The 23323-nt window shown below is 66.6% G+C and carries 22 protein-coding genes and 1 riboswitch; of the genes, 17 read left to right on the top strand and 5 right to left on the bottom strand.

Features of this window, described 5'->3' with window-relative positions; all coding sequences use genetic code 11:
• The first annotated feature begins 16 nt into the window (after positions 1 to 16).
• The 5 genes from fliE (at position 17) to AB3X99_RS25645 (ending at position 3293) form a co-directional block, all read left to right on the top strand.
• Entirely contained in the window at positions 17 to 352 is a 336-nt protein-coding gene (fliE, locus tag AB3X99_RS25665) for a flagellar hook-basal body complex protein FliE (protein ID WP_069264308.1), read from the top strand.
• Between the two features lie 144 nt (positions 353 to 496).
• On the top strand, positions 497 to 943 hold the full coding sequence (fliS, locus tag AB3X99_RS25660) for a flagellar export chaperone FliS (protein WP_069264306.1): 447 nt from the start codon (positions 497 to 499) through the stop codon (positions 941 to 943).
• Positions 940 to 1272 (top strand): flagellar protein FliT, encoded by a 333-nt coding sequence (locus AB3X99_RS25655; protein WP_069264304.1) that lies wholly within the window; start codon positions 940 to 942, stop codon positions 1270 to 1272. Before fliS ends, AB3X99_RS25655 begins: the two co-directional genes overlap by 4 nt.
• An 84-nt stretch (positions 1273 to 1356) precedes the next feature.
• On the top strand, positions 1357 to 2889 hold the full coding sequence (locus tag AB3X99_RS25650; protein ID WP_368618525.1) for a flagellar hook-length control protein FliK: 1533 nt from the start codon (positions 1357 to 1359) through the stop codon (positions 2887 to 2889).
• The gene (locus AB3X99_RS25645) at positions 2889 to 3293 is read left to right on the top strand and encodes an EscU/YscU/HrcU family type III secretion system export apparatus switch protein (protein WP_368618524.1); all 405 of its coding nucleotides are present in this window, start codon (positions 2889 to 2891) and stop codon (positions 3291 to 3293) included. The genes AB3X99_RS25650 and AB3X99_RS25645 overlap by 1 nt, the downstream gene beginning before the upstream one ends.
• Here AB3X99_RS25645 and AB3X99_RS25640 read toward each other — a convergent pair.
• On the bottom strand, positions 3271 to 4722 hold the full coding sequence (locus AB3X99_RS25640) for a coniferyl aldehyde dehydrogenase (protein WP_368618523.1): 1452 nt from the start codon (positions 4720 to 4722) through the stop codon (positions 3271 to 3273). The genes AB3X99_RS25645 and AB3X99_RS25640 overlap by 23 nt on opposite strands.
• An 83-nt stretch (positions 4723 to 4805) precedes the next feature.
• The gene (locus AB3X99_RS25635; RefSeq protein ID WP_368618522.1) at positions 4806 to 6527 is read right to left on the bottom strand and encodes an isovaleryl-CoA dehydrogenase; all 1722 of its coding nucleotides are present in this window, start codon (positions 6525 to 6527) and stop codon (positions 4806 to 4808) included.
• Between the two features lie 376 nt (positions 6528 to 6903).
• On the opposite strand from AB3X99_RS25635, the gene AB3X99_RS25630 reads away from it, so the two are divergent.
• A complete protein-coding gene (locus AB3X99_RS25630; RefSeq protein WP_368618521.1) occupies positions 6904 to 8532 on the top strand; it encodes a GMC family oxidoreductase in 1629 nt (542 codons plus the stop codon).
• A 26-nt stretch (positions 8533 to 8558) separates the two neighbouring features.
• Here AB3X99_RS25630 and AB3X99_RS25625 read toward each other — a convergent pair whose 3' ends face one another.
• Positions 8559 to 9506 carry a LysR family transcriptional regulator gene (locus AB3X99_RS25625; protein WP_069264295.1) on the bottom strand — a complete coding sequence of 316 codons (948 nt, stop codon included), beginning with the start codon at positions 9504 to 9506 and terminating at the stop codon, positions 8559 to 8561.
• A gap of 214 nt (positions 9507 to 9720) precedes the next feature.
• Between AB3X99_RS25625 and AB3X99_RS25620 the strand changes: the two genes are divergently transcribed.
• The 11 genes from AB3X99_RS25620 to AB3X99_RS25570 all read left to right on the top strand — a co-directional run bounded on the left by AB3X99_RS25620 (position 9721) and on the right by AB3X99_RS25570 (position 21450).
• Positions 9721 to 10149 (top strand): CidA/LrgA family protein, encoded by a 429-nt coding sequence (locus AB3X99_RS25620; RefSeq protein WP_035512721.1) that lies wholly within the window; start codon positions 9721 to 9723, stop codon positions 10147 to 10149.
• A gap of 38 nt (positions 10150 to 10187) precedes the next feature.
• A complete protein-coding gene (locus tag AB3X99_RS25615) occupies positions 10188 to 10910 on the top strand; it encodes an LrgB family protein (protein ID WP_368618520.1) in 723 nt (240 codons plus the stop codon).
• Between the two features lie 84 nt (positions 10911 to 10994).
• Positions 10995 to 11102: riboswitch (S-adenosyl-L-homocysteine riboswitch) on the top strand.
• Positions 11103 to 11135: 33 nt separating this feature from the next.
• Complete coding sequence (ahcY, locus tag AB3X99_RS25610) at positions 11136 to 12554, top strand: adenosylhomocysteinase (protein ID WP_069264292.1); 1419 nt, start codon at positions 11136 to 11138, stop codon at positions 12552 to 12554.
• A 163-nt stretch (positions 12555 to 12717) separates the two neighbouring features.
• Positions 12718 to 13071 carry a phage holin family protein gene (locus AB3X99_RS25605; protein ID WP_028203399.1) on the top strand — a complete coding sequence of 118 codons (354 nt, stop codon included), beginning with the start codon at positions 12718 to 12720 and terminating at the stop codon, positions 13069 to 13071.
• A gap of 51 nt (positions 13072 to 13122) precedes the next feature.
• Positions 13123 to 13953 (top strand): methylenetetrahydrofolate reductase [NAD(P)H], encoded by an 831-nt coding sequence (gene metF / locus AB3X99_RS25600; RefSeq protein WP_069264291.1) that lies wholly within the window; start codon positions 13123 to 13125, stop codon positions 13951 to 13953.
• A gap of 330 nt (positions 13954 to 14283) precedes the next feature.
• Positions 14284 to 15918 (top strand): ABC transporter substrate-binding protein, encoded by a 1635-nt coding sequence (locus AB3X99_RS25595; RefSeq protein ID WP_342949223.1) that lies wholly within the window; start codon positions 14284 to 14286, stop codon positions 15916 to 15918.
• A gap of 129 nt (positions 15919 to 16047) precedes the next feature.
• Positions 16048 to 17061, top strand: a complete 1014-nt coding sequence (locus AB3X99_RS25590) for an ABC transporter permease subunit (protein WP_368618519.1) — start codon at positions 16048 to 16050, stop codon at positions 17059 to 17061.
• A 54-nt stretch (positions 17062 to 17115) separates the two neighbouring features.
• Complete coding sequence (locus AB3X99_RS25585; RefSeq protein ID WP_266233648.1) at positions 17116 to 18033, top strand: ABC transporter permease subunit; 918 nt, start codon at positions 17116 to 17118, stop codon at positions 18031 to 18033.
• An 84-nt stretch (positions 18034 to 18117) separates the two neighbouring features.
• Positions 18118 to 19116, top strand: a complete 999-nt coding sequence (locus AB3X99_RS25580) for an ABC transporter ATP-binding protein (RefSeq protein WP_368618518.1) — start codon at positions 18118 to 18120, stop codon at positions 19114 to 19116.
• Positions 19113 to 20147 (top strand): peptide ABC transporter ATP-binding protein, encoded by a 1035-nt coding sequence (locus tag AB3X99_RS25575; protein WP_069264281.1) that lies wholly within the window; start codon positions 19113 to 19115, stop codon positions 20145 to 20147. The genes AB3X99_RS25580 and AB3X99_RS25575 overlap by 4 nt, the downstream gene beginning before the upstream one ends.
• A gap of 184 nt (positions 20148 to 20331) precedes the next feature.
• Positions 20332 to 21450 (top strand): TraB/GumN family protein, encoded by a 1119-nt coding sequence (locus tag AB3X99_RS25570; RefSeq protein ID WP_368618583.1) that lies wholly within the window; start codon positions 20332 to 20334, stop codon positions 21448 to 21450.
• Positions 21451 to 21552: 102 nt separating this feature from the next.
• Here AB3X99_RS25570 and AB3X99_RS25565 read toward each other — a convergent pair whose 3' ends face one another.
• Entirely contained in the window at positions 21553 to 22506 is a 954-nt protein-coding gene (locus tag AB3X99_RS25565; protein WP_368618517.1) for a DUF979 domain-containing protein, read from the bottom strand.
• The gene (locus AB3X99_RS25560) at positions 22503 to 23246 is read right to left on the bottom strand and encodes a DUF969 domain-containing protein (protein ID WP_368618516.1); all 744 of its coding nucleotides are present in this window, start codon (positions 23244 to 23246) and stop codon (positions 22503 to 22505) included. The genes AB3X99_RS25565 and AB3X99_RS25560 overlap by 4 nt, the downstream gene beginning before the upstream one ends.
• Positions 23247 to 23323: the final 77 nt, after the last annotated feature.

Here is a 23323-nt window from a genome sequence, read left to right as displayed (position 1 = left end):
TTTTCGTGGAGCAAACATGACCGTGCCAGTATCCCCGCTCACGTCCGCCTTGGCGCAAATGCAGTCGATGGCGACCCAGGCGGCCGGCGGCCCCACCGCAGCCGACGAAAAATCGGGCGCGGCCACGGCCGGCGGGTTCGCGGCGGCGCTCAAGTCGTCGCTCGACCAGATCAGCGACGCCCAGCAGAAGGCTGTTGGCGAGTCGCAGGCGTTCGAACTGGGCGCGAACAACGTGTCGCTCAACGACGTGATGGTCGACATGCAGAAAGCCAACATCGGCTTCCAGTTCGGCTTGCAGGTGCGCAACAAGCTCGTGGCCGCCTACACCGACATCATGCAGATTCAGGTGTGACGGTGCCCGAAGCCTTTGCCCGCGCAACGCGCTAAAGCTTCTCCCCCTACGTTCCGATAACCCGGCTAGAAGAGTCCGTCGCTCGTGCTTGCACAGCGCGTCGGACGACCGCATTCAAGCCAAACGTATCAAGGAGAAGCGCCGATGTTTTCCCCTGCCCAATCTGGAGCTAACGCCTATGCACGCGTGGGCGTCGAAACGGGGGTCATGGGTGCGAGCCCGCACAAGCTGATCGTTCTCCTGTACCAGGGAGCGCGCCAGGCCATTGCGCAGGCACGTATGCATTTGCAGGCCGGCAACGTCGGGCCGCGTTGCGAGGCGATCGCCAAGGCGATCCGGATTATCGAGAGCGGACTTCAGCTCGCGTTGAACGTCGAGGCGGGCGGCGAGATCGCTCAACGCCTGAATGCGCTGTACAGCTATATGACGAAGCGCCTGCTGGAAGCCAATATTAAACAGAGCGAGACCATGCTGGTCGAGGTCGATCGACTGCTGGCTACGCTCGAAGAAGCCTGGTTGGGGATAGCGCCGGAAGTGGCGAGGATGGCCGAACAGGCATCCGCGTCAGCGTCCGGCTCATTGATGAGATGAGTTCAAAAGCAGACTACTTCGCCCGCTACGAAGCGATAGCGGCCGTGTCGGAGCAGATGCTCCATGCGGCGCGCGATGCGCACTGGAACGATCTGATCGGCTTGCAGGAGGAGTACCGGATCCTCGTCGATGCCTTGAAGGACGCCGAAGCCGCGGTGCGGCTCACGGTTACCGAACGGGCTCGCAAGTACGAGCTGATCCGCCAGATCCTCGCCGACGACGCCGCCATTCGCGATCTCGCAAGCCCTTGCATGGCACGGCTTTCGGCGCTCTTTTACGGCACCGTGCAGCCCGCGCGGGTCTTGCAGGAAATCTACGGCGCCCGCTAGCGCGGCGCGTGGTGCCTCGCGAGGCAACGGCGCGCAACGCCCCATGAACCGGCAGATCAGCGCCGTGCGCAGATCCGGAACACCATGAACGGAATCGACACCGGAGCCGCCGCGCTCCTCGCGAGCCGCATTGCGGCGCTCACGCCGGTCGGGCCGCAGAGCGCCTCCGGCGCGGCGCAGACGGGCGTCTCCGCGCTCGCAACGGGCACTGCCGCACTCGCCGACACCGCCACCAACACCAGCAGTACGCAGGACTCGACCGAGACCGTCCTTTCGGCGGTTGCGCTGGCGCTCGACGCCATCATCCGCTCGGGCGGCGAAGCGACGCCCGCCGTAGTGGGCCGCGCGCCGCTCTGGGCCAGCCCCGCTGCCGACGCGGCGCCCAGCGGCGCGGCCACGTTGCCGCTGCCGGGTCTCGCCGGCGAGCAGGCGCAGGCGGCACAAGCGGCGCTGCTCGCGGACGTGGCGCTCGCGGCCCAGGGTCCGGCCGGCGAAGCGCTGGCCGCGGCGGCCGACGCCGGGTCCGATGCTTCCGCGCAGACGGCGTCCTCGCAAAACCCGCAGGCCGGACAAACCACCCAAACCGCGCAAACCGCCGCCGCGGCGCAAGCCGGCCCGGTCGCCGCGCTCGCGGCGTCGCTCGCGCAGACGGTCAGCTCGAGCGGACTCTTCTACGAAGCCCACCTCGCGCAATGGTTGCGCGGCCAGCTCTCGCCCGCCGACCTTGCCGACGAGCCGCAAAACCGTCTGCTCGGCGCGCACTCGCAACTGCCGCTCGACTGGAGCCCGGCCGACGACGAGATCGACGACGTGCAATGGACCGAGACGTTCGCCGACGCGCCGGGCGCCGCGCGCGGCGAAACGGGCAATGCCCAGAACGCGGCAAACGCGCTCAATGCCGCACTGGCACGAGCCTTTCCCGGGCTGGGCGATCTGCACGGCGACGCGGCCGCGAACCAGGCCCAGGCGCGCGCGACGCTCGCCGACACCCTGTTGCCCGCGATGCATGAGGCCGCCGCGCAGGGCGCCGGGCCGACGGTCCATCCGGCCGTGATTCCGCTCGTGCGCCAGCAGCTCGATCTGCTCGCCACCGGTGAGTTTCGCTGGAACGGCGAGGCCTGGCCGGGCGTGCGAGTGGACTGGAGCATCCAGCAGGACGACTACGATGCCCGCGACCCGCGTTCGGGCGCAGGCGGTGTGGATGCCGACGACATCCCATGGCGCACGCGGCTCACGCTTGCGCTGCCGAAGCTCGGCACCGTCGACGCGGAACTGACGCTCACAGGCTCGACGCTCGCCGTGCGCGTGCAGGCGAATGCGGGCGGCGCCGCGCGCCTGACCGCAGAAAGCGAATCGCTGCGCGGTCGGCTCGAAGCGCTCGGGCTCACGCTCGCGGGGCTCTCGATCCGCGAGATCGGCAGCGGCCCCGCGGCAAGTCCCGCCGAGGCGGCCAGGGCAGCGAGCGCTGCGAGCGCCTACGCCGCACAAACCACTTCCGCCGCATCCACCACGCAGACCGCGCAGGCTGGCGCCGCGGCGGAGGCGTCCGCCGCGCGACCGGGCGCCGACGCGACCGATCAGCGGAGCCACCGCCTCGACCACGACTGGGAGTTGTGATGAGCCGCACGCACCGCAAGAGCGCCGCCGCGCTCGCCTACGACGCCCCCGACGGCGACGGCGCGCCCCGCGTGGTCGCGAAGGGCTACGGCCTCGTCGCGGAGATGATCGTGCAACGCGCGAAGGAAGCGGGCCTCTACGTGCACGAAGCGCCGGAGATGGTCTCGCTGCTCATGCGCGTGGACCTCGACGCCAAGATCCCGCCGCAGCTCTATCAGGCGGTGGCCGAACTGCTGGCGTGGCTGCACCGCCTCGAAGCGGAAAACGACGCGAAGGTCAAAGCCGCCGCGCAAACGCAAGCCGCCGGAGCGACAGCCGGCGGCGCCCCACGCGATATCAGCGACATCCGCAGGATCGCCGGCACCCGCCCCGCGCTGCCCTTCAATCCCTCAACATCAACTTGATCAGCCAGCCGACGCGCTTGCCGTAGGGCGGCGCGATGAGCCCGCGCGCATTCAGCCGCGCCTGGGTGAAGACCGGCTTCATCTTCGAGAACGTGACGAAGCCCTCGTAGCCGTGATACGCGCCCATGCCGCTCGGGCCGACGCCGCCGAACGGCAGCCCCTCGGCGGCGATATGCATGAGCGTCTCGTTCACCGACATCCCGCCCGCCACCGTTTCGTGCGTCACGCGCTCGACCGTGCGCGGGTCGTCGGCATAGAGATAGAGCGAGAGCGGGCGAGGGCGCGCATTCACGTAGCGCAACGCTTCGTCGAGCGTGTCGTAGGGCACGAGCGGCAAGAGCGGCCCGAAGATTTCCTCCTGCATGAGCGCCGTCTGCGCGCCGGCGTTCGTCACGATGACGGGCGCGAAGCGCCGCGTGGCCGCGTCGTGCGTGCCGAGCGCGTGCAGTTGCGCGCCGTTCGCCTGGGCTTCGTCGGCGAGGCGTTGCAGGCGCTCGAAATGGCGCGCCGAAATGATCGACGTGTAGTCGCGGTTGTTTGCGAAGTCCGGATAGAGCTGCGCGAAGCGCGTGCGCGCGCGAGCGATGAACGCCTCCTCCTGGCCGCGCGGCAGCAGCACGTAGTCGGGCGCGATGCAGGTTTGCCCCGCGTTCAGCGTCTTGCCGAGCAGCAGGCTGTCCACGGCGTAGTTCAGGCGCGCGTCTTCACCGATGATTACGGGCGACTTGCCGCCCAGTTCGAGCGTGACCGGCGTGAGGTTCGCGGCAGCCGCGCGCATGACCTCGTGCCCCACGCGCGTCGAGCCGGTGAATAGCAAATGGTCGAACGGCAGCGCGCTGAAGGCGGCGCCCACCGACGCGTCGCCGTTTACGACCGCCACGTGGTCGCGCGCGAAGGTCTTGCCGATCAGCTCCGCGAACAGCGCGGACGTGCGCGGCGTCAGCTCCGACATCTTGATCATGGCGCGGTTGCCCGCCGCGAGCGCGCACACGAGCGGGCTCGCGGCCAGCTGCAGCGGATAGTTCCACGGCACCACGATCCCCGCCACGCCAAGCGGCTGCGGCACCAGCTTCGCGCGTCCGGGCAGCAGCCATTTACCGACCGGTCTGCGGCGCGGCTTCATCCAGCGCGCGCCGTGCCTGAGCGCCGCGTCGATCTCCTGCTTGAGGACGACGAATTCCGCGAGCGCGACCTCCGCCTTCGAACGCTGGCCGAAGTCGGCGTTCATCGCCTCGGCGAGCGCGTCGCGGTTCGAGAACAGCACGTCGCGCAGCGCCCTGAGATGGCGCGCGCGTGCGTCCCACGACGGGAACGGGTCGCGCAGGAAGGCTTCGCGCTGCGCGGCGAGCAGCGTGTCGAGCGCGGCGCGCGGGCCGTCGGGGGCGTCGTGTGCGTTGATCGCGAAGTCTTCAGGCAGGTCCTGCTTCATGGTCGGTCCTCTTGGGTTCGCCCACGCTTTGGCGCGCGGGCGAACGGAAAAATCGGTTCGTGCTATCGGTTCGTGCTGAGTGGTCACCCCGGGCGCGACGGAAACGCCCGCTCGATGATCGCGGCGTGATCGAAGCGCGCGGGCAGCGTGCCGAATACGCGGTCGCAGTCGGCGTCGTGCTCGTCGAGGCGCGTGGCGATGAACGCTTCGGCGATCTCCGGCGGACCGTCGCGCAGCAGCATGGCCTGCGCGATCAGCACGATCTGCTGTGCGATGCGCCGCGCGCTCGCCTCGCGCGTGCCCGGCGCGCCATTGAGCAGCACCGAGAGACGGTCGAGCGCGGCGTTCAGAACCGGGTGAGTCTGCGCGTCGCGCCGCCACGCGAGAAAGAGCGCCTGGGTGGCGTCGGCCTCGCGCTCCAGCGCGCGCAGCACGTCGAGGCACATCACGTTGCCAGAGCCTTCCCAGATCGAATTGACGGGCGCTTCGCGATAGAAGCGCGCCATCGGCCCTTCCTCGACGTAACCGTTGCCGCCCCAGACTTCCATGGCCTCGCCCGTGAACGCGAGCGCGCGCTTGCAGACCCAGAACTTCGCCGCCGGCGTGACGATGCGCCGCCAGGCGCGTGCTTCGAGCAACGTGTCGTCGGTATCGCCGGGTTTCGCTTCGGCGCTGTCTTCGAAGGCGCGCGCAAGCCGCATGAAGAGCGCCGTCGCCGCTTCCGATTCGAGCGCGAGATCGGCGAGCACGTTTTGCATGAGCGGCTGCTCGGCGAGCACGCGGCCGAACGCGCTGCGGAGGCGCGCGTGGTGGATCGCCTGCACGAGCGCCGCGCGCATGAGCGCCGCGCTGCCGATCACGCAGTCGAGCCGCGTGTAGTTCGCCATCTCGATGATGGTCGGCACGCCGCGGCCTTCGTCGCCGATCATCACGCCGTACGCATCGAAGAACTCCACTTCGCTGCTCGCGTTCGAGCGGTTGCCGAGCTTGTTCTTCAGGCGCTGCACATTGACCGCGTTTTTCGTGCCGTCCGGCCGGTAGCGCGGTACGTAGAAGCACGAAAGGCCGTCGTGCTCCGTGGTGCGCGCGAGCACGAGATGCGCGTCGCACTGCGGCGCCGAGAAAAACCACTTGTGGCCGGTGAGCAGATACGCCGCGCCGCGGCCGGCTTCGATGCCCGCGGGGCGCGCCTCGGTGCGGTTGCTGCGCACGTCCGAGCCGCCTTGCTTCTCCGTCATGCCCATGCCGATCATCATCGAACGCTTCTGCGCGAGCGGCAGGTCGCGCGCGTCGTGCTCGCGCGTGTAGAGCGGCGCGCGCAGCGTTTCGAACAGCGCCGGTTCGCGCTGCAGCACGGCGATGCTCGCGAACGTCATGGTCAGCGGGCACAACGACCCCGATTCGAGCTGCGCGTGCAGGAAGTAGCCTGCGCAGCGCGCGGCCATCGCGCCAGGCTGCGGGTCCGAATAGGGGAGCGCGTGCAGGCCCTGCTCGCGCAGCAGCGTGAGCAGCTCGTGCCAGGCGGGGTGGAATTCGATCGCGTCGATACGCTCGCCGCGCGGGCTATGCGTGTGCAGTTCGGGCTCATGGCGATTGGCGAGATCCGCGAGCGCGAGCGTTTGCGCCTTGCCGAGGGTCTCGCCATGGCGCGCTAGCGTTTCGCGGTGCCAGTTCGCGCCAGCGCGCGCGAGGGCCTCGCCGAGCGCTGCGTCGGTGGTGAAGAGGTTGTAGTCGGCGAGCGGCGGCGCCTGGTTCGTCACTTCGTGGGTCGTGCCGGGGCGATGCGTGACTTCCGTCGGGTTCATCTGCCTGTCTCCGATGCAAGGCTGCTGCGTGCGACGTGCTTCACGCGCGGCCGTTCGTGTTGTATTCGCTCTCGTGACGGGGGAGGCGTGCGCAGCGGCCGCTCCATGGGAAGCGTCCGTGAGGTGAGTGATTCTTGTGCGCTCCAGCGCTCCCTTTGCCGCTTGCTGGAATCTCGCGGGTTTCAGCTCTGGCGGCTGAACCGCCTTCCATCATAGGCGTCGATCCGCTGTCAGGTTTAGAGGAGATGCTCTGACATAAAAGCTGACCTCAGAATCAGACGCTTCCTACAATGCGCCATTGAAGCCGAAACGAACGAGCGTGCAATTAGCGCGCCGGGCCTCGCAAGAGGCAGGCATGGGGCAGGAGACGGAGACGATGCAATACGACTACATCATCGTAGGCGGCGGCTCGGGTGGCGCGTCGCTGGCGGGCCGGCTGGCCGACCGTTGCCCGCAGGCGAGCATCGCGCTCGTCGAAGCCGGGCCGCATACGGCGCGCAACCCGTTCGTCAACATGCCGCTCGGCGTCGCCGCGCTCGTCCCGTTTCGCACGAAAAACAACTACGCCTATGAAACCGTGCCGCAGCCGGGACTCGCCGGACGGCGCGGTTACCAGCCACGCGGCCGCGGCTTCGGCGGGTCGAGCACCATCAACGCGATGATCTACACGCGCGGCCATCCGCTCGATTACGACGAATGGGCGCAGCTTGGCTGCACGGGCTGGGCGTGGCGCGACGTGCTGCCGTACTTTCTGCGCGCCGAGGACAACGAGCGCGGCGCGAGCGCCTGGCATGGCGCGGGCGGCCCGTTGGGCGTCGCCGACCTGCGCGAGCGCAATCCGGTGGCCGCGCGCTTCGTCGAGGCCGCGCGCGAGGCGGGCTTTCGTATGAACGACGACTTCAACGGCGAGGAACAGGAGGGCGTCGGCTTCTATCAGGTGACGCAGCGCGGCGGCGAACGCTGCACGGTGGCGCGCGCGTATCTGTATGGGCGCGAGCGGCCGAACCTGCATCTGATCGCCGATGCGACGGTCCTGCGCGTGCGCTTCGACGGCGCGCGCGCGAGCGGCGTGGAGCTTGCGCGCGGCGGTGCGATCGAGACCCTGCGGGCGCGTGCCGAGGTGATCCTCGCGGCGGGCGCGTTCAACTCGCCGCAGTTGCTGATGTGCTCGGGCATCGGCCCCGCCGACGAACTGCGCGCGCTCGGCATTGCGGTGCGCCACGACGCGCCCGAGGTCGGCCGCAACCTGATCGACCATATCGATTTCACCTTCAACAAGCGCGTGCGTTCGAGCGACACCGTGGGCTACTCGCTGCGCGGCGCGGCGCGCATGACGGCGGGCTTCGTGCGCTATCTGCAGGGGCGGCGCGGCATGCTCACGACCAACGTGGCGGAGGCGGGCGGCTTTCTGAAGAGCCGCCCGGAACTCGACCGGCCCGACCTGCAGCTGCACTTCTGCACGGCACTCGTCGACGATCACAGCCGCCGCCTGCATTGGGGCCACGGCTATTCGCTGCACGTGTGCGTGCTGCGCCCGGCGAGCCGCGGCACGGTCACGCTCGCGAGCGCCGACGCGCGCGTGGCGCCCACGATCGACCCGCGCTTTCTCTGCGATCCGCGCGACCTCGACGCGCTCGTGCAGGGCGCACGGCTCGCGCGGCGCATACTCGACGCGCCCGCGCTCGCGCAGCTGGGCGGCCGCGAACTCTACACGCATGGCGAGCAGAGCGACGCGCACTTGCGCGAGACGATCGCCCGCCATGCCGACACGATCTATCACCCCGTCGCGACCTGCCGCATGGGCGGCGACGCGCGTTCCGTCGTCGATCCGCAGTTGCGCGTGCGCGGCGTGACGGGGCTGCGCATCGCCGATGCCTCGGTCATGCCGACACTCATCGGCGGCAACACGAATGCGCCTTGCGTGATGATCGGCGAGCGGGCGGCCGACTTCATCGCACAAACGAGATGCGAGCGCGATACGGCGCTTCAGCACGTCGACGCCTGAGGGTTCGCCCTCGCTCGTCGCAGGTTTCAGCCAGGCTTGCCCGGCTGCTTTTCCATCCCCGGCGGGTGCACGAAGTCGTCGAGAAACGTGAAGGGCTTGCCGTATTCCGAGCGCGCGACGTCGAGCCAGGCGCGCGCCGCGTGCGAGAGATAGCCGCTGCGTTTCCAGCCGATCGCCATGTCCCAGGTGATCTGCGGCTCGCTCACGGGCAGGCAGGTGAAGCGCTCGGCGTCGAGCCGGCGCACGTACGGCGCAGGCAGCAGCGCAATGCCCACGCCCGCGAGCACGAGTGCGGCCATCAGGTCCCAGTGGCCGCTGCGTCCCACCACCTGCGGCACGAAGCCGGCCGTGCGGCACGCGTTCAGCACGACGTCGTTGAGCGCGAGGCTTTCGCCGTAGAACACGAACGGCTCGCCGGCCAGCTCCGCGAGCGGCACGGCGAGCTTGTTGTCCCAGCGCGAGCCGCGCCGCGCGACGAGCCACAGCACCTCGTGCGAGATCGGCAGGACGTCGATCAGCGCGGGATCGACGGGCAGCAGCACGCCGCCCAGTTCCAGCTCGCCTGAGATCAGCGCGGCTTCGATGGCACGCGACCCCTGCTCGAAAAGCTTCAGCTCGATCTTCGGATAGCGCTGGCGAAACGTGGCGATGGCGGGCGTGAAGAGCGAGCCGCCCATCGGCGGGATGCCGATGGTGAGTTCGCCGCGCCCGAGGGTGCCGAGATCGGCGAGTTCGGCCTGGAGCTGCGCCTGCGCGGCGAGCACGTCCTGGCCGCGCTGGTAGACGATGCGCCCGGCGTCGGTGAGCACCATCTGGCGCGCGTCGCGCAGCAGGAGCTGGGTGCCGGTCTCGTCTTCGAGCGCCTTCACCATCTTGCTGATGGTCGGCTGGGTGACATGCAGTTTTTCGGCCGCGGCGGTGAAGCTCTGTTGCCGCACCACCTCGATGAAATAGCGAAGCGCGCGCAGTTCCACGATCGGGACTCCACAAATGTGCAGAAAACACGCTCAGCCGGGTGCTGAGTTGGTGCATTCCAATATGGAATGTAGCAGATGATCCTAAGTCATTATGTTTATGCTGCGCTGCACCCTATACTGACTTCCATTCCAGTGTCACTTAGGGTTTGCCATGACTACCTCCAACGCGACCGCGAAAGTCTCCGAAAACGCCGAGCGTAAAGCGGGCGGCATGGCGAGCTTCGGGCGCCGTATCGGCCGCATTACCGTGCAATCGGCGCTGCTCGCAGGCGTCTGGTACGCCGCCGACGCCCTCACGCGCTTCACGCACCTGCCGGTGCCGGGTGGCGTGGTGGGCCTCGTGCTGCTGCTCGCACTGCTCTTTTGCGGCGGCGTCACGCCGCGCTGGGTCAAGGCGGGCGCCGACTGGCTGCTTTCCGACATGCTGCTGTTCTTCATTCCGGCTGCCGTCGCAGCCGTGAAGTACGGCGGCCTCTTTCGCGCCGATGGCTGGCGACTCGCGCTCGTCGTGGTCGGCGGCACGCTGATGGTGATGGTGGCCGTGGCGTTTGCGGTCGAACAGGCCGCGAAGCTCGAGCGGCGCCTCGCGCTGCGCCGCGTGCGCGATTCGCGGCACTCGCGCCATCTGGCGCGGGCTTGAGGCTGCAACGTCCTGAATAGAGTGAGGATGATTCCGTCATGAACACGTTTTATTCGTCCCTGTTCGCCGACGACGCGGCGCGGCTCATCGCCGCCGGCTGCTTCATCCTCACCGTTGCGCTCTATTTCGCCTCGAAGGCGCTCTATGCGCGCTTTCGCTCGCCCTGGCTCACGCCACTCGTTGCGGTGCCCGCCGTGCTCGGCGTGTTCGTGCTGGTGCTCCATATTCCGTACCCCGTGTACTTCCAGGACACGCGCTGGCTCATGTGGCTGCTCGGGCCGGCCACCGTGGCCTTCGCGGTGCCGATCTACGAGTACCGCGACCTGCTCAGGCGCCACTGGATCTCGCTCACCGTGGGTGTGACGGTCGGCATCATCGTGGCAGTGGGCGGTTCGCTCGCGCTGGCCAAGCTCCTGCACCTGTCGCCCGATCTGCAGCGCAGCCTGATGACGCGCTCGATCTCCACGCCGTTCGCGCTCGCGGTGTCGGACAAGATCCACGCGCCGCGTGACCTCACCGCGCTCTTTGTGATCGCCACGGGCGTGTGCGGCATGCTGTTCGGCGAACTGGTGCTGGGCCTCGTGCCGCTGCGCACGCGCCTCGCGCGCGGCGCGCTCTTCGGCGCGGCGGCGCACGGCGTGGGCACGGCGAAGGCGCGCGAGCTGGGCAGGGAAGAAGGCGTGGTGGCGAGCCTCACGATGATGATCGCGGGCGTGGTGATGGTGCTGCTCGCGCCGGCGCTCAGTTTCTTGCCGGTTTGAAGTCCTGCGGGCGCGTTCGCGCCCGCTTTTATGGGCAATGCGCGCACGCGCGGACGCCATCCCGATTTGCTACAATCTCGGCTCGCTTTCGAGGAGCGTTGCGACGGGTTTTCTGTAACCCGCCAGGCTCGAAAGTGCTTCAATCCGGTTGACTCCACTGAATCAACCGCACTGAAACGGCGCTCACGTCTTTAATTTCTAGTCACTTTTAGAAAGGAGGGCGTGATGAACGCCGCAGTTCCGCAAGATCAAGCCAAAGATTTCATCGTCGCCGATATGTCGCTTGCCGCCTGGGGCCGCAAGGAACTCAATATCGCCGAGACCGAAATGCCGGGTCTCGTGCAAACCCGCGAAGAGTACAAGGCGCAGCAGCCGCTCAAGGGCGCGCGCATCGCCGGTTCGCTGCACATGACGATCCAGACGGGCGTGCTGATCGAGACGCTCACCGCGCTCGGCGCCGACGTCCGCTGGGCCTCGTGCAACATCTTCTCGACGCAGGACCATGCCGCCGCCGCGATCGCGCAGGGCGGCGTGCCGGTGTTCGCGTTCAAGGGCGAATCGCTCGACGAGTACTGGGAGTTCTCGCACCGCATCTTCGAATGGCCGAACGGCGAGTTCGCCAACATGATCCTCGACGACGGCGGCGACGCCACGTTGCTGCTGATCCTCGGCTCGAAGGCTGAAAAGGACCGCTCGGTCATCGCCAAGCCGACGAACGAAGAGGAAGTCGCGCTCTACAAGTCGATCGCCGCGCACCTCGACGTCGATCCGCAGTGGTACTCGAAGCGCCTTTCGCACATCCAGGGCGTGACCGAAGAAACCACGACGGGCGTGCACCGCCTGTACCAGATGGAGAAGGAAGGCCGTCTGCCGTTCCCGGCCATCAACGTCAACGATTCGGTCACGAAGTCGAAGTTCGACAACCTGTACGGCTGCCGCGAGTCGCTCGTGGACGGCATCAAGCGCGCGACCGACGTGATGATCGCGGGCAAGATCGCGGTCGTGGCCGGTTACGGCGACGTGGGCAAGGGCTGCGCGCAGTCGCTGCGCGGTCTCGGCGCCACGGTGTGGGTCACGGAAATCGATCCGATCTGCGCGCTGCAGGCGGCGATGGAAGGCTACCGCGTCGTGACGATGGAATACGCCGCCGACAAGGCCGACATCTTCGTGACGGCCACGGGCAACTACCACGTGCTGAACCACGATCACCTGAAGGCGATGCGCCACAACGCGATCGTCTGCAACATCGGCCACTTCGACTCGGAAATCGATGTTGCGTCGACGCGCCAGTACCAGTGGGAAAACATCAAGCCGCAGGTCGACCACATCATTTTCCCGGACGGCAAGCGCGTGATCCTGCTGGCCGAAGGCCGCCTCGTGAACCTCGGTTGCGCCACGGGCCACCCGTCGTTCGTGATGTCGAACTCGTTCACGAACCAGACGCTCGCGCAGATCGAACTGTTCACGCAGGGCAAGAAGTACGAGAACAAGGTGTACGTGCTGCCGAAGCACCTGGACGAAAAGGTTGCACGCCTGCACCTCGCGCGCATCGGCGCGAACCTGACCGTGCTGTCGGACGACCAGGCTTCGTACATCGGCGTCGACAAGAACGGTCCGTTCAAGCCGAACCACTATCGCTATTAAGCCGATACAACGCGATACAAAGCGGGCTGCTGTTTTAAGCCCGCTTTAAGCGGTCAGGCGGATGCTGACCCCAATCCCTGCGCGCGCAACGCGTGGGGACTGCGGGCGGCATCCGCCGCCGGCACCTGGCGATACAAAAAGCAACGACGCAAAAGGAGTCCTTATGACCGTGCTGCTGACCTGGCTGATCAACGCGCTCGCGCTCCTGATCATCACCTGGCTCGTTCCGTCGATCCATATTCGCAGTTTCGGCACCGCGCTCATCGTCGCGATCGTGCTCGGACTCATCAACGCCGTGCTGCGCCCGCTGCTGATCGTGCTCACGCTGCCCGTGACCATCCTCACGCTCGGCCTCTTCATCCTCGTGGTGAACGCGCTGTGCTTCTGGCTGGCGGCGTCGCTCCTCAAGGGCTTCGAGGTGTCGGGCTTCTGGTCGGCATTTTTCGGCTCGATCCTGTACAGCATCGTGTCGTGGCTGCTGTCGGCGCTGATTTTCGGCAACCGCAGCCTCGGCTGACGCGGGCCGGGCCGCCCACGTTCGCGGCCCGGCCTCACTGGCCTCATCAACATGAAACCGATCGAACTCTCATTCGAATTCTTCCCGCCGAAGACGCCGGACGGCCTGGAAAAGCTGCGCGCTACGCGGGCGGAACTTGCCACGCTCAAGCCGAAGTTTTTCTCGGTGACGTTCGGCGCGGGCGGCTCGACGCAACAGGGCACGCTCGATACCGTCGTCGACATCGCGAAGGCTGGCATCGAGGCGGCGCCGCATCTCTCGTGCATCGGCTCCTCGAAAGAGAGCCTGCGCGCGATTCTCGGCGAGTACCGCTCGCACGGCATCCGCCACATCGTGGCGCTGCGCGGCGACTTGCCCTCGGGCATGGGCGCGGTGGGCGAACTGCGCTACGCGTCGGAACTCGTCGCGTTCATCCGCGAGGAAACCGGCGACGCGTTCCACATCGAAGTGGCCGCGTATCCCGAGTACCACCCGCAGGCGCGTTCGCCGCGTCACGACCTCGAAGCGTTCGCGCAAAAGGTGAAAGCGGGCGCCAATTCGGCGATCACGCAGTACTTCTTCAACGCAGACGCGTATTTCCGCTTCGTCGACGACGCGAAGAAACTGGGTGTGGATATTCCCATCGTGCCCGGCATCATGCCGATCACGAACTACTCGCAGCTCATGCGCTTTTCGGAGATGTGCGGCGCCGAAGTGCCGCGCTGGGTCGCGAAGCGTCTGGAAAGCTTCGGCGACGATCGCGAGTCGATCCGCGCATTCGGGCTCGACGTGGTGACCGACCTGTGCCGCCGTCTCGTCGAGGCAGGCGTGCCGGGCATCCACTTCTACACGCTCAACGCGGCGCCGGCCACCAAGGCCATTTGCGAGCGGCTGGGGTTCTAGGGCCCGCACGCTCGACCCGCCAAACGGCAACAAACCGCGCGGTTCCCGGACTCCCGGGCCGCGCGGTTTTTTATTGAGACGCGATTGCGCGATTTGCATCAGCAAGGCTGCGCGTCCCGGCTGCGCGCGTCATTTCGGCGCGCTATGTTCCTGATCGGCAAGAGAAAAAGAGGGGTGAAGCTACGTTGCACCGCAGCATGCTGCAACCGCAACGCCTGTCAACCCGGCGTTTTCCACAAGCGACGGGACTTTTGGCTTGCTTGTGACTGCGGCACCTGCTGTGTAAGATCGCGCTACGCTGGCGCAAGCCGGCACTGAACTGGAGGAAACATGAAAGAAAACAAACTGTTGCGTGCTGCACGAATGACGTCTCTCGTGGCGCTCGCAGCGGCATCGATTGCTGGAGCCCCGCTCGCGCACGCCGCGCAAAGCATTCCGAACAAGACGCTCGTCTATTGCTCGGAAGGCAGCCCCGCTGGCTTCGACCCGGCCCAATACACGACCGGCACCGACTTCACCGCGAACACGTTCACCGTCTACAACCGCCTCGTCGAGTTCGAGCGCGGCGGCACCAAGGTCGAACCGGGTCTCGCAGAATCGTGGGACGTTTCGCCGGACGGCAAGACCTACACGTTCCATCTGCGTCATGGCGTGAAGTTCCAGACCACCTCGTTCTTCAAGCCCACGCGCGAATTCAATGCGGACGACGTCGTGTTCTCGTTCGACCGCATGCTCGATCCGAACAATGCGTTCCGCAAGGCGTACCCGGTGTCGTTCCCGTACTTCACCGACATGGGCCTCGACAAGCTGATCGCCAAGGTCGAAAAGGTCGACCCGTACACGGTCAAGTTCACGCTGAACGAGCCGAACGCGCCGTTCATCCAGAACATGGCGATGGAATTCGCCTCGATCCTCTCGGCTGAATACGCGGATCAACTGATGAAGGCCGGCAAGGCCGCCGACATCAACCAGTTCCCGGTCGGCACGGGTCCGTTCATCTTCAAGAGCTACACGAAGGACGCGACGATCCGCTACGACGGCAACCCCGACTACTGGAAGCCGGGCGCTGTGAAGCTCTCGAAGCTGATCTTCTCGATCACGCCGGACGCCAGCGTGCGCGTGCAGAAGATCAAGCGCGACGAATGCCAGGTGATGAGCTATCCGCGTCCCGCCGACATCGCGCCGCTGAAGGCCGAGCCGAACATCGCGATGCCGTCGCAGCCGGGTTTCAACCTGGGCTACCTGTCGTACAACGTCACGCACAAGCCGCTCGATAACGCGGACGTGCGCCACGCGCTCGACATGGCGATCAACAAGAAGGCGATCATCGACTCGGTGTACCAGGGCGCGGGCCAGCTCGCAACCAACCCGATGCCGCCGACGCAGTGGTCGTACTACAAGAACCTGCCGGCCAATTCGTACGATCCGGAAAAGGCCAAGGCGCTGCTCGCGAAGGCGGGTCAGGGCAACGGCTTCGAGATCACGCTGTGGGCCATGCCCGTGCAGCGCGCCTACAACCCGAACGCACGCTTGATGGCCGAAATGATCCAGGCCGACTGGGCGAAGATCGGCGTGAAGGCGAAGATCGTGACGTATGAGTGGGGCGAGTACATCAAGCGCGCTCACGCAGGCGAAGACGATTCGATGCTGATCGGCTGGACGGGCGACAACGGCGATCCGGACAACTGGCTCGGCACGCTGCTCGGCTGCGAAGCCGTGAACGGCAACAACTTCGGCAAGTGGTGCTACAAGCCGTTCGACGACCTGATCCAGAAGGGCCGTCAGACCTCGGACGTGGCGCAGCGCACCAAGTTCTACCAGCAGGCGCAGCAGATCTTCGCGCAGCAACTGCCGTTCTCGCCGATCGCTCACTCGACCGTCTACCAGCCGGTCAGCAAGAAGGTGACCGACATGCGCATCGAGCCGCTTGGCTACGCGCGCTTCGACGGCGTGGGCATGCAGTAAGGATAATCGGGTAAGACTTTCCGCTCGGTCCGCATATCAGCCAGGACCGGCGGAAAATGGTCCGGCGACCGGGGTCACGAGCCCCTGTCGCCGGTTGCGTTTCATTTCAAGCTTTTGGGGGAACACCACATGTTCCGCTTCGTATTGCGCCGCATCGGCATGGTCATACCCACGTTCATCGGGATCACCATCCTTGCGTTCGCACTCATCCACCTGATTCCGGGCGACCCCATCGAAGTGATGATGGGCGAGCGCGGCGTCGATCCGCAAATGCACGCCGAGGCGATGCACCGCCTGGGGCTCGACGAGCCTCTGCCGATGCAGTATGTGCACTACGTCTGGCACGCCGTGCACGGCAATCTCGGCACCTCGATCATCACCAACACGAGCGTGATGGGCGAGTTTCTCGCGCGCTTTCCCGCCACCGTCGAGCTGTCGATCTGCGCGCTCGTTTTCGCGCTCGTGATCGGCTTGCCCGCCGGCGTGTTCGCGGCGCTGCGGCGCGGTACTGCCGTCGATCACGGCGTCATGGGCACCGCGCTCACCGGCTACTCCATGCCGATCTTCTGGTGGGGGCTCATCCTCATCATGGTGTTCTCGTCGAAACTCGGCTGGACGCCGGTGTCCGGCCGCATCGCGGTGGAATTCGACATTCCGCGCGTGACCGGCTTCATGCTGATCGACTCGCTGCTGCCCGGCACCGACGAAGGCGCGTTCAGGTCGGTGCTGAGTCACCTGATCCTGCCGGCCATCGTGCTCGGCACGATTCCGCTCGCCGTGGTCGCGCGCATGACGCGCTCGTCCATGCTCGAAGTGCTGCGCGAGGACTACATCCGCACCGCGCGCGCCAAAGGTCTTTCGCCCGTGCGCGTGATCGTCGTGCATGCGCTGCGCAACGCGCTCATTCCCGTGGTGACCGTGATCGGCCTGCAGGTCGGCACGCTGCTCGCGGGCGCGGTGCTCACCGAAACGCTGTTCTCCTGGCCCGGCATCGGCAAATGGCTGATCGACGCGATCAGCCGGCGCGACTACCCGGTGGTGCAAGGCGGCATTCTCATGATCGCGACGCTCGTGATCGTCGTGAACCTGTTCGTCGATCTGCTGTACGGCGTGCTCAACCCGCGCATTCGACATACGAGGTAAGCGAGCCATGAAAATGCGAACCCCACAACACACCATTCAACACCAGGAGGCATGATGGCTGACATTCAGAACACCGTGCCTCGCGCCGTCACGCCGCCTTCGGGCCGCGCGCTCGTGCTGCGCGAATTCTGGGCGAACTTCTCGCGCAACAGGGGCGCCGTGGGCGCGGGCGTGATCGTGCTCGCGCTGATCGTCATCGCGATCTTCGCGCCGCTGATCGCGCCGCACAGCCCCATCGAGCAATACCGCGACTACGTGAAGATTCCGCCCGCGTGGCTCGACGGCGGCAACTGGAAGTTCATCCTCGGCACCGACGAAGCGGGCCGCGACATCCTCTCGCGTCTCATGTACGGCGCGCGGCTTTCGCTGTGGATCGGCTGCGTCTCAGTCGTGCTCGCACTGATTCCGGGCATCGTGCTCGGGCTCGTCGCCGCGTTCTTCGAGAAGTGGGCCGACACGCCGATCATGCGTCTCATGGACGTGCTGCTCGCGTTGCCTTCGCTGCTGCTCGCGGTGGCCGTGGTCGCGATCATCGGTCCGGGTCTCACGAACACCATGCTCGCGATCGCGATCGTGGCGCTGCCCGGCTACGTGCGTCTCACGCGCGGTTCGGCTCTCGGCGAACTGCACAAGGAGTACGTGACCGCTTCGCGCGTGGCAGGTGCCGGCACGCTGCGCCTGATGTTCTCGCAGGTGCTGCCCAACTGTACGGCTCCGCTCATCGTGCAGGCGACACTCGGCTTTTCCTCGGCGATTCTCGACGCCGCCGCGCTCGGCTTCCTCGGCCTCGGCGTGCAGCCGCCGCGTGCGGAGTGGGGCGCGATGCTCGCCTCGGCGCGCGACTACATCGACAGCGCATGGTGGATCGTCACGATGCCGGGTCTGTCCATCCTCATTTCGGTCCTCGCGATCAACCTGCTCGGCGACGGGCTGCGCGACGCGCTCGATCCCAAGCTCAAGCGGATGGCCTGACATGAAAACGACCCCCACACTCCCTTCGGTCGTTGCCCCCCGAGGGGGCGTCAGTCCTCTTGGGGCGGCCCGGCGAGGACTGACATGAACAACGAACTTTTGACCATCCGTAATCTGGCGGTGAACTTCAACGGCCTGCCCGCCGTCGACCGCGTCAATCTGTCGGTCGCGCCTGGCGAAGTGCTCGGCATCGTCGGCGAATCGGGCTCGGGCAAGAGCGTGACGATGATGGCGCTGATGGGCCTCATCGACGCCCCCGGCAAGGTGAGCGCGGATTCGATCACCTTCGACGGCCGCGATCTGCTAAACGCCACCGGCAAGGAGCGCCGCCGCATCGTCGGCAAGGACATCGCCATGGTGTTCCAGGACGCGCTCACGAGCCTGAACCCGAGCTACACCATCGGCTATCAGATCAAGGAAGTGCTCAAGCTGCACGAAGGGCTGCGCGGCTCCGCGCTCAACGCGCGCGCGCTGGAACTGCTCGACCAGGTCGGCATTCCCGACGCGAAGAACCGCATCGACAACTTCCCGCACCAGATGTCGGGCGGCATGAACCAGCGCGTGATGATCGCCATGGCCGTGGCCTGCAACCCGAAGCTGCTGATCGCCGACGAGCCCACCACGGCGCTCGACGTGACGATCCAGGCGCAGATCATGGAACTGCTCGTGCGTCTGCAGAAGGAGCGCGGCATGGCGCTCGTGCTGATTTCGCACGATCTGGCCGTGGTGTCCGAAGTCGCGCAGCGCGTGGCCGTGATGTACGCGGGCGAGATCATCGAGACGAACCGCGTGCCGGACATCTTTTCGCGTCCGCATCATCCGTACACGGAAGCGCTGCTCGCCGCGATTCCCGAACACAACAAGGGGGCGATGCGGCTTGCCGCGCTGCCCGGCATGGTGCCCGGCCGCGACGACCGGCCGAGCGGCTGTCTGTTCGCGCCGCGCTGCAAGTATGTGGTGGATGACTGCATGAAGGCGCGGCCCGCGCTCGACGCGGTGACCGATGAAAGCGGCTATGCGCAAGTGCGCTGCATCAAGCCGCTGAACGCGGCGGTGACTCAATCCAGTGGAGGCGCGCGATGAACGCAGTCCAGCAACACGCGGCTCGTCAGGACCATCAGGACGACAAGGTTCTCGTCGCCGACGATCTCAAGAAGCATTACACCGTCAAACGCGGCATGTTCGGTACGGGCACCGTGAAGGCGCTCAACGGCGTGTCGTTCTCGCTCACACGCGGGCGCACGCTCGCCGTGGTGGGCGAGTCCGGCTGCGGCAAATCGACGCTCGCGCGCCAGCTCACGATGATCGAGCCGCCCACCGCGGGCAAGCTGACCATCGACGGCGAGGACGTTGCGCACGCAAACGCCGCGAAGATCGCCGCGCTGCGCCGCCGCGTGCAGATGGTGTTCCAGAATCCGTTCGCCTCGCTCAATCCGCGCAAGACCGTGGAGCAGACGCTAGGCGAGCCGCTCGCCATCAACACGCGCCTCACGGCGAACGAGCGCGCGGACCGCATCGCGCACATGATGCGCATCGTCGGCCTGCGCCCCGAGCACGCCAAGCGCTATCCGCACATGTTCTCGGGCGGCCAGCGCCAGCGCGTGGCGATCGCGCGGGCCATGATTCTCGACCCGCAGATCGTCGTGGCCGACGAGCCGGTTTCCGCGCTCGACGTCTCGATCCAGGCGCAGATTCTCAATCTGTTCATGGACTTGCAGGAGCAGTTCCGCACGAGCTACGTGTTCATCTCGCACAACCTGGCCGTGGTCGAGCACATCGCCGACGACGTGATGGTGATGTACCTGGGCGGCGTGGCGGAACTGGGCGACAAGGACACGGTGATCTCGCGGCCGCGCCATCCGTACACGCGCTCGCTGCTTTCGGCCACGCCCGCGATCTTCGAAGCGGACCGCCGCGTGAAGATCAAGCTCGAGGGCGAATTGCCTTCGCCGCTCAACCCGCCGTCTGGTTGCACGTTCCATCAACGTTGTCCATACGCAGTCGAGCGGTGTCGTAAGGAAGTGCCTGTTCTTCGCGAAGTGGACGGCCGTCAGGTATCCTGCCATCGTGCAGAGGAGGTGGGGGAAGAGGATGGGCGGCCCATGCCGGCCTGAAGCGACGGCGGCGCGTCGTTTTATTGCTACGCGCCGCCAGTTGATGGGCGGCCGTCGTGCCGCCTTTTTCACTGGTTTTCCCACCGTTTTCTCCGCCGCTCTTTCAATCGTTCCGGCTGCCGCCGTTATCGTGGCGGCCGGGCTGGGTACGGCTGTTCGGGTGACATTCGGTGTGGCTTTTGGTGTGGCATTCGCGGTGGCGTTGCGTGCGGCGTTGAAGCAGGCGTCGAGCGCTGCGGCGCGCGCGGCGCTCACGCTGGTCCTGGCGATCGGCGTTCTCGCGGGCGCCTCGGGCCCGGTGTTCGCTGGCGGCGCCGTCGCCAACACGCCCGGTGTGCATCCGGCCGTGCCCATGCCGCCCGGCACCGCACGCGGCGCGAACGGCGGCATTCCCGGCTTTCACGCCGCGCCCGCCGTGCCGAGCTACGCATCGGGCACGACGGCTGGCGGCCCGGTGCGCACCCAGCCTGCGCGCATGCCGTTCTATGTCGCCACGCGCGGCAACCTCACGATCTATCTGCTCGGCACGCTCCATGTGGGCGACCCCGCCGACTACCCGCCCGCCCAGCCGTTTCGCCCGCAGATTCTCGCGGCGCTCGCCGCGTCGCCCATTCTCGCGCTCGAGCTGTCCCCCGACGATCTGCTGGTTTCCCAGGACGACGTCTCGAAATACGGGGTGTGCAAACGGCCCTGCCTGCCGGGCCTGTTGCCCGATCCGCTCTGGCAGAAACTCGAGGCGCGCATGCGCGGCAATCCCGAGGCGCTCGCCGAGATCCGCAAGATGCGGCCGTGGCTCGCCTCGCTGCTGGTCGAAACCTATGATTCGCTGAGCGCCGGCCTGCAGACCGAGTTCGGCACCGAGGCGCAGTTGCAGAACGTGTTCCTGCGCTGGAAGGGCCGCCGCATCGTCGGCCTGGAGACGCTCGGCGAGCAGATGCGCGCCTTTACGAATCTGAGCCTCGCGCAGCAGCGCGAGATGCTCGCCCAGGACCTCGCGCAGACGCCGGCGCAAAACGTGTCCGACGTGCAGACGCTGCTGCACCTGTGGCGCGTGGGCGACGCCGACGCGATCGCCGCATGGGAATCGGCGCGCACCGAAAAGCTCTCGCACGACGCGCGGGTGGCGGCGTCGGTCGACAACCGCATCGTCTACGAGCGCAACCGGCGCTTCGTTTCGCGCATGCAGCAGTACGTGGCGCCCAACAAGCCGCTCTTCGTCGCCGTCGGCGCGTTGCACCTGGGCGGACCTAAAGGCGTGCTCCAGCTGTTGCGCCAGCGTGGGTTCAACGTCGACCCGGGTTGAGCCAGGCCGGGCCTTTGCGCTCGCATCTTGTGCTCGCGCGCGGCCTGAATGCGGAAAAGCCGGCTTTCGCCGGCTCTTCTTGCGAGCGCATGCGTACGCGGGTCAAAACCCGAGCACGTTCAGCAGTACGATATTCGCCGCGAGGATGCCGAGCGCCGTGGGCACCTGCACGCGTATCACCGCGTTCTTGTCGGGCAGTTCCAGCAGCGCGGCGGGCACCATGTTGAAGTTCGCGGCCATCGGCGTCATGAGCGTGCCGCAGTAGCCCGAGAACATGCCGATGGCGGCCATCATCGCCGGATTGACGTGGAACACGCCCACCAGCACCGGCACGCCCACGCCGCCCGTCATCACCGGAAACGCGGCGAAGCCGTTGCCCATGATGATCGTGAAGAGCGCCATGCCCACGCAATAGACCACCACGGCCACGAAGCGCACGTCCATGTTGATGTACGACGTCGTCACGTGCGCGACGGCCTTGCCGACGCCCGCGTCCGAGAACACGAGGCCGAGCATGCCGAGCATCTGCGGCAGGACGGCGGCCCACGAAAGCGCGTCGACGAGGCGGCGCGTTTCCTTCATCGACTGGCCGACGCTGTCGCGCGTGATGATGCAGGCAATCGCGAGCGCGATCACGCAGCCGATGCCGAAGCCGATCAGCGTGACGTTCTTCGGGTCGAAGAGCGGCTTGCCGCCGAAGACGAGATGGCTGGCCGCGAGCGTGAGCACGACGGTAATGACGGGAATGGTGAGCGCGGGCACGAAGAGCTTGTTGCCCAGTCGCTTCGCGCTGGCGATACGCGTTTCGAGCGCGAGCACCTTGGGCTTCGCGGCCGTCACGCCGCCGAGGCCGGCGATCAGCGCCATGGCGAGCACGAGCACGCCCACGACTTCGGCGGGCAGCAGATCGCCGACGAGAAAGATGAGCGCGTAGAGCAGCCAGAAGCCGCCTGCCGTGAAGCGGCGCGGATGCTCGCGATCCATCACGATCATGCCGCCGACGATCAGCAGCACGATGCCGAGCAGCCAGAAGAGCCAGTTGAGGGTGAGCGTCATGCTTCGTCTCCTTGTGCGCCGTTTGCAGCCTTGGCGTCGCTCGCGTTGCGCATGGCGCCCAGTTCGCGTTCGAGCTTGCGGTCGAGCAGCCAGAGCCGGAAGCCGTGAATCAGGAACGCGCAGATCGCCGTGGGAATGCCCCAGAACGCCACGTGGATCGGCTCGACCGAAACGCCCGCTTCCTTGAGCAGCGTGACCATCAGCACGATCGCGCCGAACGCGACGAAGATGTCCTCGCCAAAGAAGAGACCCACGTTGTCGGTCGCGGCCGAGTAGGCGCGCAGCTTGTAGCGCACGGCGTCGGAGAGCTTGCCGAAGCGGTTTTCGGTGGCGCCTTCGGCCATCGGCGCGATGAGCGGGCGCACCATCTGCGGATGGCCGCCGAGGCCCGTCAAGCCGACCGCGGCGGTCAGCTCGCGCACGAGCAGATAGACAATGAGCAGACGCCCGGCGGTGGCCGCCTTGATGCTGCCGATCCAGATCTGCGCGCGCTCACGCAGGCCGTGGCGCTCGAGCAACCCGATCACGGCGAGCGGCAACAGGATGATGAGCGGAATGTTGCGGGTCTTGATGAAGCCGGTGCCGATGGCGGCGAGAATCTTCGCGACCGGGAAGCCCCCGGCAAAGCCTGTGACGACGGCCGCCGCGGCGACGATCAGCATCGGATTGAAACGTAGCAAGAAGCCGGCGATGATGACGGCCACGCCGATCAGCGGCCATAAGTTGACGGTGCTCTGCATGTAGATCTCCAAACGTATTGGCTTGTCGTTGATTGCCGCGGATAGCGGCGTTGACTTCACGGCTCTGACGGCCGTTC

The sequence above is a fragment of the Paraburkholderia sp. BR10882 genome, from assembly GCF_040948855.1.
Lineage (GTDB): Bacteria > Pseudomonadota > Gammaproteobacteria > Burkholderiales > Burkholderiaceae > Paraburkholderia > Paraburkholderia nodosa_A.
Note: the sequence above shows the minus strand (reverse complement) of the source record. Positions and strands in the feature narration are given on the sequence as shown.